Annotated in this window: 15 protein-coding genes; 10 read left to right on the forward strand and 5 right to left on the reverse strand. The window is 59.7% G+C overall.

The window, feature by feature from the left end; all coding sequences use genetic code 11:
* Positions 1-251 precede the first annotated feature (251 nt).
* Together Q0677_RS09045 and Q0677_RS09050 are read left to right on the forward strand one after the other, a co-directional pair.
* Entirely contained in the window at positions 252-755 is a 504-nt protein-coding gene (locus Q0677_RS09045; protein WP_298908701.1) for a hypothetical protein, read from the forward strand.
* Positions 748-1,137, forward strand: a complete 390-nt coding sequence (locus Q0677_RS09050; protein WP_298908703.1) for a cell division protein ZapA — start codon at positions 748-750, stop codon at positions 1,135-1,137. The genes Q0677_RS09045 and Q0677_RS09050 overlap by 8 nt, the downstream gene beginning before the upstream one ends.
* A 126-nt stretch (positions 1,138-1,263) precedes the next feature.
* Here Q0677_RS09050 and grxD read toward each other — a convergent pair whose 3' ends face one another.
* From grxD to Q0677_RS09075, 5 genes are all read right to left on the reverse strand, one after another.
* Positions 1,264-1,626 (reverse strand): Grx4 family monothiol glutaredoxin, encoded by a 363-nt coding sequence (grxD, locus tag Q0677_RS09055; protein WP_298908706.1) that lies wholly within the window; start codon positions 1,624-1,626, stop codon positions 1,264-1,266.
* A 70-nt stretch (positions 1,627-1,696) separates the two neighbouring features.
* On the reverse strand, positions 1,697-1,933 hold the full coding sequence (locus Q0677_RS09060; protein WP_298908708.1) for a BolA/IbaG family iron-sulfur metabolism protein: 237 nt from the start codon (positions 1,931-1,933) through the stop codon (positions 1,697-1,699).
* Positions 1,934-1,992: 59 nt separating this feature from the next.
* Entirely contained in the window at positions 1,993-2,532 is a 540-nt protein-coding gene (locus Q0677_RS09065) for a hypothetical protein (protein ID WP_298908710.1), read from the reverse strand.
* Positions 2,533-4,692, reverse strand: a complete 2,160-nt coding sequence (gene purL, locus Q0677_RS09070) for a phosphoribosylformylglycinamidine synthase subunit PurL (protein WP_133487886.1) — start codon at positions 4,690-4,692, stop codon at positions 2,533-2,535. It abuts the gene before it with no gap.
* 465 nt (positions 4,693-5,157) lie between these two features.
* Entirely contained in the window at positions 5,158-6,051 is an 894-nt protein-coding gene (locus Q0677_RS09075) for a LysR family transcriptional regulator (RefSeq protein WP_298908713.1), read from the reverse strand.
* A 195-nt stretch (positions 6,052-6,246) separates the two neighbouring features.
* On the opposite strand from Q0677_RS09075, the gene Q0677_RS09080 reads away from it, so the two are divergent.
* The 8 genes from Q0677_RS09080 (at position 6,247) to Q0677_RS09115 (ending at position 14,409) form a co-directional block, all read left to right on the forward strand.
* Entirely contained in the window at positions 6,247-9,663 is a 3,417-nt protein-coding gene (locus Q0677_RS09080; RefSeq protein ID WP_298908715.1) for an indolepyruvate ferredoxin oxidoreductase family protein, read from the forward strand.
* Positions 9,664-9,732: 69 nt separating this feature from the next.
* Positions 9,733-10,605: a lysophospholipid acyltransferase family protein gene (locus Q0677_RS09085; RefSeq protein WP_298908718.1), complete on the forward strand. Its 873-nt coding sequence runs from the start codon at positions 9,733-9,735 to the stop codon at positions 10,603-10,605.
* A 4-nt stretch (positions 10,606-10,609) separates the two neighbouring features.
* Positions 10,610-11,422, forward strand: coding sequence for a glutamate racemase (gene murI / locus Q0677_RS09090; protein WP_298908721.1), 813 nt, complete (start codon positions 10,610-10,612; stop codon positions 11,420-11,422).
* A 54-nt stretch (positions 11,423-11,476) separates the two neighbouring features.
* On the forward strand, positions 11,477-12,505 hold the full coding sequence (gene argC, locus Q0677_RS09095) for an N-acetyl-gamma-glutamyl-phosphate reductase (RefSeq protein WP_298908724.1): 1,029 nt from the start codon (positions 11,477-11,479) through the stop codon (positions 12,503-12,505).
* 30 nt (positions 12,506-12,535) lie between these two features.
* Positions 12,536-12,979 carry a cytochrome c maturation protein CcmE gene (ccmE, locus tag Q0677_RS09100; RefSeq protein WP_282181124.1) on the forward strand — a complete coding sequence of 148 codons (444 nt, stop codon included), beginning with the start codon at positions 12,536-12,538 and terminating at the stop codon, positions 12,977-12,979.
* A gap of 65 nt (positions 12,980-13,044) precedes the next feature.
* Positions 13,045-13,656: a holin-associated N-acetylmuramidase gene (locus tag Q0677_RS09105; RefSeq protein WP_298908727.1), complete on the forward strand. Its 612-nt coding sequence runs from the start codon at positions 13,045-13,047 to the stop codon at positions 13,654-13,656.
* On the forward strand, positions 13,647-14,231 hold the full coding sequence (locus Q0677_RS09110) for a holin family protein (RefSeq protein WP_298908728.1): 585 nt from the start codon (positions 13,647-13,649) through the stop codon (positions 14,229-14,231). The genes Q0677_RS09105 and Q0677_RS09110 overlap by 10 nt, the downstream gene beginning before the upstream one ends.
* Entirely contained in the window at positions 14,221-14,409 is a 189-nt protein-coding gene (locus tag Q0677_RS09115; protein WP_133487870.1) for a hypothetical protein, read from the forward strand. Before Q0677_RS09110 ends, Q0677_RS09115 begins: the two co-directional genes overlap by 11 nt.
* Positions 14,410-14,539: the final 130 nt, after the last annotated feature.

The following is a 14,539-nucleotide window of genomic DNA, read 5'->3' on the forward strand; positions in this document are numbered from 1 at the left end:
TTTGGCTAAGTAAAGATTGGCCCCTGATAGCAGGCCTGCCGGTTGGGTCAAGCAAAGCAAGGCTTTGGGGCGGTTTGGTGGGGCTATGTGTCTGTAATTGCGTCCATGAGCGGGACGTTAAAGCCCGATTTGCACCAATTGCGCAGGATATGGCGACGAATCGCGATTGACTGCGCCGAAGTGCCACTGGGCGTTGAGTGTTTGGCAGGCTTGTGACAAGATCGAAGCGAGCGAATTAAACAGGGCATATTATGAGTGATATCTCCGAACTCGAGACGCGCATTACAACGGCGCTGGAGCGGATTAACGCGGGGCTTGATAAATGGGCAGACCTTCCGGCCGGAAACGCCGATGAGGTCGACGCGCTGAACCGGCAGTTGGACGAGGAACGCACGGCAAACGCGCAACTGAACGAACGTCTGTCGACGCTGAAGGACCAGATGAGCGAGAAGCTGGTTGTTGTTGAGAACGCGCTGTCTCAACTACAGGCACAGCTTGCGCAGGCCGAAGCGTCAGCAGATGCGCTGCGCCAAACCAATCAAGAGCTGCGCAACTCGAGCGACGCGTTGCGGGCCGCTGCCGCCACCGGCGTGGTGGAGCCTGCGCTGATCAACGAGGCGATGGGCGACGAACTGTCCGCCTTGCGCGCGACGCAGCAGGCAGATCGGGCCGAACTGGACGCCGTCCTCAGCGAGTTGACCGCCATGACCGCAGCCGATGCCACCCCTGTAACCGAGGAGGAGCCTCATGCCTGACGTCATGATCACGATCGGCAGCCGCAGCTTTGAAGTTGCTTGTCAGGAAGGCGAAGAACACTTCCTGAAAGCCGCAGCGGCGATGCTGGATACCGAGGCCTCGGTTTTGGTTAGCCAGATTACGAACCTGACCGAAAGCCGGATGTTGCTGATGTCCGGCCTGATGCTGGCTGATAAGACCGCCGGGATGGAAGACAAGGTCAAGCTGACCGAACGCCGTGTGGCCGAGCTGGAGCGCGAGATTGAAGCGCTGAAAAACGCTGGGCCTCAGAAGGTCGAGGTGCCGGTGGTCCCTGCGTCGGTCACGGATACATTGGCTGAAATCGCGGCACGGACCGAAGCCATGGCCGCCTCGGTCGAGGAACGCCTTAAGGCAGACTGACACCTGACAGCCAAACAAAATACAAAGGCGCGCCGAAAACTCGACGCGCCTTTTTCTTGTCTAAAATATCCCGGGGGAGCATGAATTTCCAAAGGAAAATCATGCGGGGGCAGCGCCCCAGATCCCTTATGCGTTGGCTTCGCGGATCTTGTCAGCGGCGTCTTTGTCAAACGCCACACCGTTGTCAGCAAACAACGTGTCCAGCTCGCCCGACAGGGTCATCTCGGTCACGATGTCACAACCGCCCACGAACTCGCCTTTGACGTAAAGCTGCGGGATGGTCGGCCAGTCGGAATACTCCTTGATGCCCGAACGGATTTCTTCATCCGCCAGTACGTTCACACCGGCATAGTCCACGCCCATGTAATTCAGAACGCCAGCCACGCGGGACGAGAACCCGCATTGCGGCATCTCTTTCGTGCCCTTCATATAAAGCACCACGTCATTGGCTTTGACGGTTTCGTCGATGCGTGTTTTTGCGTCGGTCATTTTGTATCCTTAGGCGCCGGGGCGCATTCGTTTGTCGGTTGTGTCAGGCCGCTCATTGAGCGGAGAGTGATTATTCTGGAACCTTGGTCGTCAGCGCCAGAGCGTGCAGTTCGCCGCTGTCGATCTGCTCGCGCACGGTGGCGTTCACGGCGCGTTGTTGCTGTACGCGGTTCATGTCGCGGAAGCTTTCATCCACGACCTCGGCCGCCCAATGGTTCCCGTCCCCCGCCAGATCGGTAATGGTGATCTGGGCGTTGGGAAAACCTGCGCGGATCAGGTCTTCGATTTTGGATGCTTCCATGACCATGGGCGAAACCTCGTATCTGTTTTGTTTAACTTATGTGTGGGGCAGGGGGGCTGCAAGGCCTAGCGGCGCAATGCGGCATCACGAAAACTGGTCAGAACGGCGCGGGCGTCAGACAGAAGCCCGGTTTCCTCGGCTTGGGCCAAGTCGTCGGCGGTCCATGCAGGGTCCGGTAGTAGGCGATCCAGCATGTCACGGCGGGCGGCCTCTTGCGTGGCAGAGAGCGGCAAGCGCGCGGCCAGATGCAGAAGCTCGGCCATGTCACAGACGGCACGCATCCGGCGATAGGCCTCGGAAATGGCTTCCAGCGTCTCGCGATCCTTGCGCCAGCGTTTGCGCGGGAAGATTTGCTGAGTCACATATTGCCCTGCGCCCTTGCAGTCGAACTTGGCACAGCCCGGAAAGCCCTGATCGGACAGGGTTTCATGGATGCGGCATAGGTTGTCCGGGCCAAGGTGGCGGCAGGGCGCAAGCGCACGTTTGTCGAAAGCGAAGTCATCGCCTGCGTCAAAGCCCGGAGACACGCAGCACAGCCCCATACAGCCCGCACAATCAGCGGTCAGCGTCGAAGGATCCTGCGCCAGTGGCACCGGGCCTGTCATTTACGAATGCGCCTGATCGAAACCGGTGCGGAAGATCTGGGCCAGTTCCGCCAGAGGGGCTTCCGAACCGCCCATCTTCACGCTGTCACCGGTGAAACGGCCAACCGTGGTGATCGGAACGCCAGCGCGGCCGGCTTCGATCATCAGCGCCTCGGCCTGATCAAAGTTACAGGCCACCAGATAGCGCGCCTGATCTTCACCAAACAGGGTGGGCGTATCCGAGGCGTCCAGTTGGACACCAACTTCGCCAGCTTCCGCCATCTCGAACGCAGCCAAGGCCAGACCACCGTCCGACAGGTCCGAACAGGCTTTGATCAGCGCGCGGTTGGCGCGGATGAAGTCGCCATTGCGCTTCTCGGCGTCCAGATCGACATGGGGCGCGTCGCCGTCTTCGCGGTTGAAGACTTCGGCCAGCAGGGCGGATTGGCCCAGATGTCCGTTGGTTTCGCCGACGACCAGTGCCACGTGACCTTCGCGAGCAACACCGCCAATCATGTCATCAAGGCTGTCCAGCAGGCCCACGGCACCGATGGTCGGGGTCGGCAGGATCGCCTGGCCGTCAGTCTCGTTATAAAGCGAGACGTTGCCCGAGACGATCGGCACGTCCAGCGCGGCCACAGCCTCGCCGATGCCTTTGATGGCGCCGACGAACTGGCCCATGATTTCGGGCTTTTCGGGATTGCCGAAGTTCAGGTTGTCGGTGGTGGCCAGCGGCTTGGCGCCAACAGCGGTCAGGTTGCGGTAAGCTTCGGCCACGGCCTGACGGCCACCTTCCAGCGGGTTGGCTTTCACATAGCGCGGCGTCACGTCCGAGGTGAAGGCCACGGCCTTGTCGGTGCCATGCACGCGTACGATGCCTGCACCCAGACCGGGGGCACGCACGGTGTCTGCCATAACCATGTGGTCATATTGTTCATAGACCCACTGCTTGGCGGCGTGGTTGGCCGAGCCAATCAGCGCTTTCAGGCCGTCGATCGCGTCGATCTCCGGCACATCAGCCAGTTCTTCTGCCGCAGGAGTCTCGACCCACGGACGGTCATATTCAGGGGCGCGGCCCGACAGGGGCGACAGCGGCAGGTCGGCTTTGACCTCGCCGTGATGCATGATCAGGAAGCGGTCTTCGGCGATGGTTTCACCGACGATGGCGAAGTCCAGATCCCACTTTTCGAACACAGCGCGGGCTTCTGCTTCCAGTTCCGGCTTCAGAACCATCAACATTCGCTCTTGGCTTTCGGACAGCATCATCTCGTAGGCGGTCATATTGTCTTCGCGCTGCGGAACGTCTTCGAGGTTCAGCTTGACGCCCAGACCACCCTTGTCGCCCATCTCGACAGCCGAGCAGGTCAGACCAGCCGCGCCCATGTCTTGGATCGAGATCACGGCGCCGGTTTGCATCAGCTCCAGCGTAGCTTCCATCAGACGTTTTTCAGTGAAGGGGTCGCCGACCTGAACGGTGGGACGCTTGTCTTCGATGGTATCGTCGAATTCGGCCGAGGCCATAGTTGCACCGCCAACGCCGTCGCGGCCGGTTTTTGCGCCAAGATACACGACGGGCATACCGACGCCCGATGCGGCCGAATAGAAAATCTTGTCTGCGTCCGCCAGACCGGCAGCGAAAGCGTTCACAAGGCAGTTGCCGTTATAGGCCGGGTGGAAGCGGACTTCACCGCCCACATTCGGAACACCAAAGCAGTTGCCGTATCCGCCGATGCCTTCAACCACGCCGTTGACCAGACGCTTGGTCTTGGGGTGATCCACCTCGCCAAAGCTGAGCGCGTTCATCGCGGCAATCGGGCGGGCGCCCATGGTGAAGACGTCACGCAGAATGCCGCCCACGCCGGTGGCCGCACCTTGGTAGGGCTCGATGTACGAGGGGTGGTTGTGGCTTTCCATCTTGAACACGATGGCCTGACCGTCGCCGATATCCACGATGCCCGCGTTTTCGCCCGGACCACAGATCACCTGAGGGCCTTCGGTCGGCAGGGTGCGCAGCCATTTTTTCGACGACTTATAGGAACAGTGCTCGTTCCACATGGCCGAGAAAATTCCAAGCTCGGTGAAGGTCGGTTCGCGTCCGATGATTTCGAGGATCAACTCGTACTCATCCGGCTTCAGGCCATGTGCTTCAATCAGATCAGTGGTGATTTTCGGCTCGCTCATGCGGGGTCCCCTTCGGCGTTGCAGCGACATCGACTCGCGCACGCACGATATCAAAGTCAGTTGCTGCGCCTTTTAGGGGAAGGGGGGCGATTGGGAAAGGGTCTGGATGCCTTGTTTTGCAGGAACATGGGGCGTTCGGGCAAAAAAAAGGCCGGGCAAAGCCCGGCCAAGTCCAACAGGGAGGTAAAAACCGACTAGAGCGATGCTCAACCATCGGCTTTGAACCTGATTTAGGAGGGGGAATGAGTCGCTTCAAGGTAAAATGCTGCATTGCAGCTATGCATTTTGCGCATGCCTAGGGCGTGTTTTGCCGGCGAATGCCTGCCCTAGGGTCAACTCCCCTTCAGATAGTTCAATGATTATATAAACTTAACGCGGTAAAGGAACGGCAAGGCGAGCAAAATAAGGCCAAAATGCGTGTCAGTGAGTGTTGCGTGTTCGCATCACTATTCGCGAATGTATTTCTTAGCTTGCCATGCTGCGGCGCTGCGCAGCCAGTTCTGAAGTGACAAAATCTCGGAAGGCCTCGATCCGTTTCGAGGCGCGCAACTCCTCGGGATAGGCCAGATAAACAGGGATGTCCTTGCTTTCGATATCCGGCAGAACGCGCGTCAATTGCGGGAAATCATGCGTGATATAGTCCGGTAGGACGCCGATCCCTAGATCGTTCAGGACGGATTGCAGCACACCAAAATAGTTATTCACCGTCAAAAGCGATCCGACATCATAGGTCAGAAGCTCGCGTACCAAGGCAGCCCCTGCGCTGACCTGCGCGGCCGAGGTGTTCTGGCAGATCAGGCGAAACTTCGACAGGTCCTCGAGCGTTTCAGGCGTGCCGTTGGCCTCTAGATAGCTGGGTGTCGCGTAGAGACGCATATGCACGTCCATCAATCGTTTGCGGATCAGGTCTGCCTGACTGGGTTCTTTCATGCGGATGGCCACATCCGCCTCGCGCATGGGCAGGTCCAGAACGCGTTCCTCCAGCATCAGGTCAATGCGCAGATCGGGATAGGCTTCATAGAGCTTGGGCAGGCGCGGGGCCAGCCACATCGAACCAAAGGCGGTTGTGGTCGTAACCCGCAGTTCGCCAAAAACCTCTTCCTTGCTGTCCCGAATGCGAGCGACAGCGGCTTCGAGGCGGTGGTTCATCGCTTTGGTTGCGTCAAACAGAAGCTCGCCCTGTTCGGTCAAAATCAACCCACGTGCGTGGCGGTGAAACAGCGTGGCATTCAGCCCTTCCTCGAGCGCGCGGATCTGGCGCGATACGGCAGATTGGGACAAATGAAGCGCGTCGCCCGCATGGGTCAGCGATCCGGCGTCTGCCACGGCGTGAAATATTCTGAGTTTATCCCAGTCCATGACGAACGAACCAATCCCTGTTAGCGTGTAACCTGTACATACTGCTACCATCAGAATCGTGATGAATGCCAGAACGGATTGTGATTGGACCCTTTTTGATGGGTCATATATGTTGACCTATAAATAATAGGTCGTATATTGTGACCTAAATTGGAGGTCCGTCTCCAGCTAGCTTTTCGTATTGGGAGGTACGTTATGGGTAAGCCAGAAATCACGCTGAACGACCGGTTTGACCTGACGAAGGATCAGGTGCTGCTGAATGGCACGCAGGCGCTGGTGCGTTTGATGCTGACGCAGCGTGAGCGGGACCGGCGCGCAGGGCTGAACACATCTGGCTATGTGACCGGGTATCGCGGATCCCCCTTGGGGGCGGTGGACCTGTGGATGTCGCGCGCCCAAGGCGTGCTGGGTGAAAATGACATCCTGTTCCAACCGGGCCTGAACGAAGATCTGGCCGCCACCGCTTTGTGGGGGAGCCAACAAGCAGAAGTGCGCGGTGAAGGTGCGCGTGATGGCGTGTTCGGGCTGTGGTACGGCAAAGGGCCGGGCGTGGACCGCACCGGCGATGTGATGCGTCACGCCAATATGGCGGGTTCGTCGCCGAAAGGTGGCGTGCTGATGGCGATGGGGGATGACCATACGGGCGAAAGCTCGACCGTGCTGCATCAGTCCGACTGGGCGATGGTGGATGCCTATATCCCGGTGCTCAGCCCTGCAGGCGTGCAGGAGATCATCGACTTTGGTGTTTACGGCTATGGCCTGAGTCGCTTTTCGGGCCTGTGGGCCGGGTTGAAAGTGATGAAAGACACGGTCGAGGCAACCTCGGTCGTAGATGGCCGTCCCGATCGGATGCAGCTGGTCACGCCCGAGTTCGATATGCCCGAAGGCGGGCTGAACATCCGTCTGATCGACGACCGCATCCCGCAAGAAGCGCGGATGATCGACTATAAACGTTTCGCGGCCGAGGCATACGCCCGCGCCAACCGCATCGACAAGCGCGTCTGGGGCAAGCCGGGTGCCAAGATCGGATTTGTCGCAGCTGGCAAGAACTGGCTGGATTTGGTCCATGCGATGAGCCTGCTGGGCATTGACGAGGCCGAGGCCGAGCGTCTGGGCATCACCACTTACAAGGTCGGACAAACCTGGCCGCTGGACATGCAGTCCTTCCACGAATGGGCCGAGGGGCTCGATCTGATCGTTGTCGTCGAAGAGAAGCGTAAGCTGATCGAGGTGCAGATCAAGGAAGCCATCTTTGATGATCGCCGGGGGCGCCGCGTCTACGGCTGGCACAAAGGCGACACCTGGGAAAACGGACGCCAATTAGAGCTGTTCCCGACGCGCTATGCCCTGGACCCGATCATGATCGCCGAAAAGCTGGGCGATATTCTGGTCGAAGAGGGTCGCGGCACCGAGGCCGTTAAAGCCGGGCTGGACGCGCTGGCACAGGCGCGCGGGGCAGATAACGCTCCCAATATCGCGGCGCGTTTGCCCTATTTCTGCTCGGGCTGCCCGCATAATACATCGACCAAGCTGCCGGATGGCAGCCGCGGATATGCGGGGATCGGGTGTCACTATATGGTGCAGTGGATGGATCGCTCGACGCTGGGATCGACCCAGATGGGCGGCGAGGGCGTGAACTGGATCGGCGAGGCGCCGTTCTCGAACACCAAACACGTGTTCCAGAACCTTGGCGACGGGACCTACAATCACTCGGGCATTCTGGCGATCCGTGCGGCTTTGGCGGCGGATGTGAACATCACGTACAAAATCCTCTACAACGACGCGGTTGCGATGACCGGCGGACAGACCAACGAAGGCGACCTGGACGCGCCCCGCATTGCCCGCGAAGTGCTGGCGATGGGCGTGAAGAATATCTTCGTTGTCTATGACGACAAAGAGGATGTCGACCGAGGTGCGTTCCCCAGCGGGGTGAGCATGCATTCGCGCGACGAACTGCTACCCATTGAAGAAAAATGCAGGGATTTGAAGGGGGTGTCGATCATCCTCTATATCCAGACCTGCGCGGCCGAAAAGCGTCGCCGCCGCAAGCGGGGACTGTTCCCGGATCCAGACAAGCGGGTCTTCATCAATACGGATATTTGCGAGGGCTGCGGAGATTGTGGCGTGCAGTCGAACTGTGTGTCTATCGTTCCCGTCGAGACCGAGCTGGGCCGTAAACGCGCCATCGACCAGTCCAGCTGCAACAAGGATTTCAGCTGCGTGAACGGCTTCTGCCCCAGCTTCGTGACTGTGGAAGGCGCGACGCTGAAAAAGGCTGCGACTGCCGAGATTGACCTGCCGGACCTACCCATGCCCGAACTGCCGAAGATTGATGGTACGTTCAACACGGTAATCACCGGCGTCGGCGGCACCGGCGTTGTGACCATCGGGGCCGTGATGGCACAGGCGGCGCATATCGACGGCAAGGGTGCTGGCATGATGGAGATGGCCGGCCTTGCTCAGAAGGGTGGAGCGGTCACAGTTCATCTGCGGTTGGCAGAGAAGCCTGAAGATATCTCGGCTATTCGTGTGGCAACCGGAGAATGCGACGCGCTGATCGGGTGTGAACTGGTGGTCTCGGCGGCGTCAACGACATTGGGCCTGACCAAAACCGGGCGCACAGGCGCCGTGGTGGACAGCCACGAAACCGTGACCGGCGAATTCACCCAGAACACGGATTTCACCATTCCGGGCGACCAGCTTCAACTGTCCTTGCAAGCGCGTCTGCGCGATCGCTTGTCGATGTTCGACGCAAGCGAGTTGGCGCGGGTGTTGATGGGCGACAGCATCTTTTCCAACATGATGGTGCTGGGCGCGTCGTGGCAGGCTGGCTACGTTCCGTTGACGCATGAGGCCTTGATGCATGCAATTGACCTGAACGGCCAAGCTCCAGACCGCAACAAGCGCGCGTTTGAACTGGGACGTTGGGCGGTTGCTTTCCCGGAAGAGGCCGCGAAGTTCACACAGGAAGACGTAGTTGAACTGCCGAAATCTCTGGCTGATATCATCGACTTCCGCGCGGATCATCTGGTGAAGTATCAGAATGAAGCGCTGGCGCAGAAGTATCGCGATTTCGTGGGTGCGATGCCGGAAGAACTGCAGGAAACCGTGGCGAAGGGCTATCATAAGTTGTTGGCCTACAAGGACGAATACGAGGTCGCGCGCCTGTTGTGCGAAACCCGCGCCAAAGCCGAGGCCGAGTTCGATGGTGACCTGAAGCTAACCTATCACCTTGCACCGCCAATGCTGAGCGGCACGGATCCCGTCGGTCGCCCGAAGAAGCGCGCCTTTGGGGCGTGGTTCGAACGTGCGGCACCGCTTCTGGCCAAGATGAAAGGGCTGCGCGGCACCGCGCTTGATCCCTTTGGCCGGTCCGAAGAACGTGTGACTGAACGCAAACTGATTGCCGACTACGAGGCCGACATGCAGCGTTTGGCGGCAGGCTTGACCGACGCCAACGCCGAAGTCGCGCTGGAGATCGCCGCGCTGCCTCTGTCGATCCGTGGTTTCGGCCCGGTGAAAGAGGCGAGCGTCGTCGCGGCAGACACCAAGCGCCGCGCGCTATGGGCAAAATTCGATGGGACTGGTCCGGTCCAAGAGGCTGCGGAATAAGGGTTCAGTGGGCGACATAATGCTGTTACATCGCGCTGCCAGATAAGGCGTCCATCAAGGATCACGCAGATGAGCAGACACGTCGCCCGCGACATCACTTATGCCCACAGCGCCGAAACGCGCCCCGGCCGCGCGGTTATCCGGGTCATGGAGAACGCAACCGGGCGGCTGCGCCTGATCAAACGCGCGCATGGCTATGACGCCGATGTCGCGCAGGGGCGGGACTTTTGGCAGGTGATGGTCGAGCGCTACGGGCTGTCGCTTGATTTTGTTGAAGGATCTTTGGATCTGATTCCGCGCGACGGTCCTTTGATCGTGGTCGCCAACCACCCCTACGGTATTCTGGATGGGCTGGTTCTGGGCCATATCCTTAGCCGCCATCGTGGCGATTTCCGCATTCTGGCCCATCAGGTTTTCCGCAAGGCCGAGGATCTGAACCGCGTAATCCTGCCCGTTGACTTCGCCGAAACGCGCGAGGCGATGAAGGTGAACCTTGAGACACGCAATGCCGCGCGCAGCTATCTGGCGGAGGGTGGCGCGATTGGGATTTTCCCCGGCGGCACAGTCTCGACCGCGCAAAAGCCGTTCGGCACGCCGCTTGATCCCGGCTGGCGACGATTTACGGCGCGCTTGATCGCGAAGTCCAATGCGACAGTGGTGCCGATCTGCTTCCACGGCCACAATTCGCGCAGTTTTCAGGTGGCGAGCCATTTGCACGTGACGCTGCGCATGGCGCTTTTGATCCGTGAATTCGGAAAGCGAACCGACAAACCGGTGAGCTTGTCGGTCGGTCAGCCGATTTTGCCAGCGGAATGGAGCGAATATGCCAAAGACGCCAAATCCATGATGGATTTCCTGCGCGATCGGACCTATGCCTTGTCCAAGACCCCCGGTGCTCAAAGCACCTATGGGTTCGAGTTCGAGGACAAGCACAAGGCATAAGGCGATGGCAGTAGGAATTTTCGACAGCGGTCTGGGCGGATTAACGGTTCTGGACGCGGTCTCGAAGCGCCTGCCAGATGTGGATTTTGTCTATTACGGCGACAACGCGCACGCACCGTACGGGGTACGGGACGCGGATGATGTCTACGACCTGACCACCAAGGCTGTATCGGCTTTGTGGGATCAGGGCTGCGATCTGGTTATTCTGGCCTGTAACACCGCCTCGGCAGCCGCGCTGCGCCGGATGCAGGAAAGCTGGATCCCGACAGACAAGCGGGTGCTGGGCGTGTTTGTGCCTCTGATCGAAGCGCTGACCGAACGCCAGTGGGGCGACAACTCGCCCCCGCGCGAGGTCGAGGTGAAGCATGTCGCGCTGTTTGCCACCCCCGCCACCGTCTCGAGCCGCGCCTTCCAACGTGAACTGGCCTTCCGCGCCATCGGCGTGGATGTCGAGGCGCAGGCCTGTGGTGGTGTCGTGGATGCCATCGAAGACGGCGACATGATCTTGGCCGAGGCGCTGGTGCGCAGCCATGTGGACGCGTTGAAGCGTAAGATGCCCAAGCCCGAGGCCGCCATTCTGGGCTGCACCCACTATCCGCTGATGGAAAAGGAATTCCAGGACGCGTTGGGCGCAGACGTGAAGGTCTATAGTCAAGCCAATCTGGTGGCGGAAAGCCTTGCAGACTACCTTGAACGCCATCCCAAGATGCGTGGAACGGGGACGGAGTCGAAGTTCCTGACGACTGGGGATCCGGTCCAAGTTTCCAATCGCGCGACCCAGTTTCTGCGACGAAAGATCGCTTTCGAAGCCGCCTGATTGCAAGGCGCATGCAAAACACCTATCTATCCTTCGAATTCGCAGGAGGTCTGAATGACCCACAAAATCGCCATTCTTGGTGCGTCCGGCTACACGGGTGCCGAGCTTGTCCGCCTGATCGCCACCCATCCGTCGATGGAGATCGTCGCCCTGTCCGCCGACCGTAAGGCCGGGCAAGAGATGTCGGATGTCTATCCCCATCTGCGGCATCTGGATCTGCCGAAGCTGGTCAAAATGGACGAGATCGACTTCTCAAACGTGGATCTGGCCTTTGCAGCGCTGCCGCATGGCCTGAGCCAGGCACTGGTGCGTGACCTGCCCGAGAACGTGAAAGTCGTCGATCTGGGAGCGGATTTCCGTCTGCGCGATCCGGCGGAATACGAAAAATGGTACGGCGCCCCGCACGTGGCGGTCGAGCTGCAGAAAACCGCCGTTTATGGCCTGACCGAGTTCTATCGCGACGACATCAAAAACGCGCGTTTGGTGGCGGGCACGGGTTGTAACGCGGCGACTGTGCAATATGCGTTGCGCCCGCTGATTTCGGGTGGGCTGGTCGATCTGGACCGGATCATCTGTGACTTGAAGAACGGCATCTCGGGGGCGGGCCGGTCGCTGAAGGAAAACATGCTGTTTGCCGAACGCTCGACCGATGTGTTGGGCTATGCACAAGGCGGCACCCACCGCCATCTGGGTGAGTTCGATCAAGAGTTTTCCATGCTGGCGGGCCGCGATGTGCGCATCCAGTTCACGCCGCATCTGGTGCCGGTGAACCGGGGCATTCTGGCCGACTGCTATGTAGACGGCGATCCGCAGGCAATCCACGAAGCCCTTGTTGCGCAATACGCAGACGAGCCCTTCGTCACCGTGCTGCCCTTCGGCAAGCTGCCGGGCATGGGGCAGGTGATGGGATCGAACCAGTGCCATCTGGGTGTTGCAGGCGACCGTATTCCCGGTCGCGCCTTGGTCGTTTCGGCCTTGGATAACCTGTGTAAGGGATCGTCCGGGCAGGCGCTGCAGAACGCCAACCTGATGCTGGGCGAAGATGAAACCACCGGGCTGATGATGCCCCCGGTCTTCCCGTAAGAGATTGAAAAGGATCCTGAAATGGCCGGTCTGAAAAGCTTGAAGAAAACCCGTCGCATCCAGATCATCGTTCTGGCATTCGTCGCGTTGGCGCTGTCGACCGGACTGATTGGGTACGCGCTGAAGGACGGGATCAACTATTACCGTTCGCCCACCGAGGTGATCGCCGAACCGCCCCGCGCAGACGAGGTGTTCCGCATGGGCGGGCTGGTGTCTGACGGCTCGATCGTACGCGGACAGGGGGAAACGGTCAGCTTCTCGGTGACTGATGGGGCGGAAACCGTGCCCGTGCGCTATACCGGCGTGCTGCCCGACCTGTTTGCAGAGAACCAAGGCATGATCGGCACCGGGACGTATATCGATGGCGTCTTCGAAGCCTCTGAAATCCTTGCCAAACATGACGAGGAATACATGCCGAAAGAGGTGGTGGACAGCTTGAAAGAAAGCGGCGTCTACGTCGAACCGACCGACTGATTTCGACATTGTTAACCTGACTTTCGCAGCCTTATCCCCGTGTTTCAAACGCGGGGAAGGCCCGGATGCAGAGCGTCACAGAGATTGCAGATCAGATCGTCGCCCGTGAAGGCGGCTATGTAAATGACCCCGATGATCCCGGCGGGGCGACAAATTTCGGGGTCACGATCCATACCATGCGCAGGTTGGGCCTGGATCTAGATGGTGATGGTAAGATCACGCCGTCTGACGTTAAACGTCTGACTCGCGCGCAGGCGCGCGACATCTTCCTAAAGCACTACTTCTATAAGCCCCGGCTTAACGAACTGCCCGAACCCCTGCAGGCCTCTGTGTTCGACATGAATGTCAACGCGGGCGGAAATGCTGTGAGGATCCTGCAGCGGCTGCTGGCCAAGATGGGCTATGCGCTGTCGCAGGATGGGGCGCTTGGACCGCAGACCTTGGGCATCGCGCGTGCCGCAATGGAGGCCGCGCCGGACCATCTGGTGGATGCCTACGGGATCGAGCGGCGCAACTATTACTATCGTCTGGCGGATCGTCGCCCGGCGTCCAGAAAATACGCGCGGCGTAAGGATGGCGGGAAAGGCGGTTGGATCAAACGCGCCGAGGAGTTCATCGCGCCGCGCTATCACCTGACAGATGCGGCTCACAGGGAACGGGTGCGGGCATGGGGCTGATTGGCGACGTGATCCGCGTGCTGTTCGGCGGGCGCGGCAATGTGGTGCGTGAGACCGCGGAAGTGTTTCGCGAGAACGCCGAGGCAGCCTCGGCCCGCGATGCTGGCTTGCAGATGACCGCGATCGAGGCGTTCGCAGCGGAATTCGCCCAGGCGCGTCGCGGTCGATTTGACCGGTTCATGGATGCCCTGAACCGCGTGCCGCGCCCCGCTTTGGCCTTGTCGACGCTAGGACTGTTCGCAGCGGCGATGGTGGACCCGGTCTGGTTCGCAGACCGGATGCTGGGCATCACGCTAGTGCCCGAGCCGCTGTGGTGGCTGATGGGCGCCATTGTCAGCTTCTATTTCGGGGCACGCCAGCAGGTGAAAGGGCAAGAATTCCAGCGTTCGATCGCCGAGGTATTGGTGCGCGCCAATGAGTTAAGGGCGTCCGCAGGCCCACAAGACGTCGAGCCTGTCGCCGCAGGCTTTACCACTTTGGGCATTCGCCAATTCACGGCACCCGTCCCAGCGAATGTGGATGTCAGCGACAATGCAGCCCTGCAGGATTGGAAGGCGCAGCAAAATGGCAAGTGACATGATCCTGAAACTGGTGGCCGAGCATGGCCCGTGGGTCTTGCTTGTCTTCTATCTGCTCTATCGCGACTTGCAGAAGGATCAGGCAACGCGGGCGGTGCTGGACAAGAACTCGTCCATCCTGATCGAGATCACGACCATCATCCGCGAACGGTTGCCTTCGGGCGGGGGGCGCTGATGATCTGGCGCCTCTATCTCTGTGTCAAAGAGCGGCTCAAGGACGTTCTTCTGGCGGACCGTTTTCAGAAAGCACTTTCACGAAACGAACAAGCAGCCGCGGAACTTGATGCGGTTGTCCGAGGTATCTT

The organism is uncultured Aliiroseovarius sp. (genome assembly GCF_947492455.1).
GTDB lineage: Bacteria > Pseudomonadota > Alphaproteobacteria > Rhodobacterales > Rhodobacteraceae > Aliiroseovarius.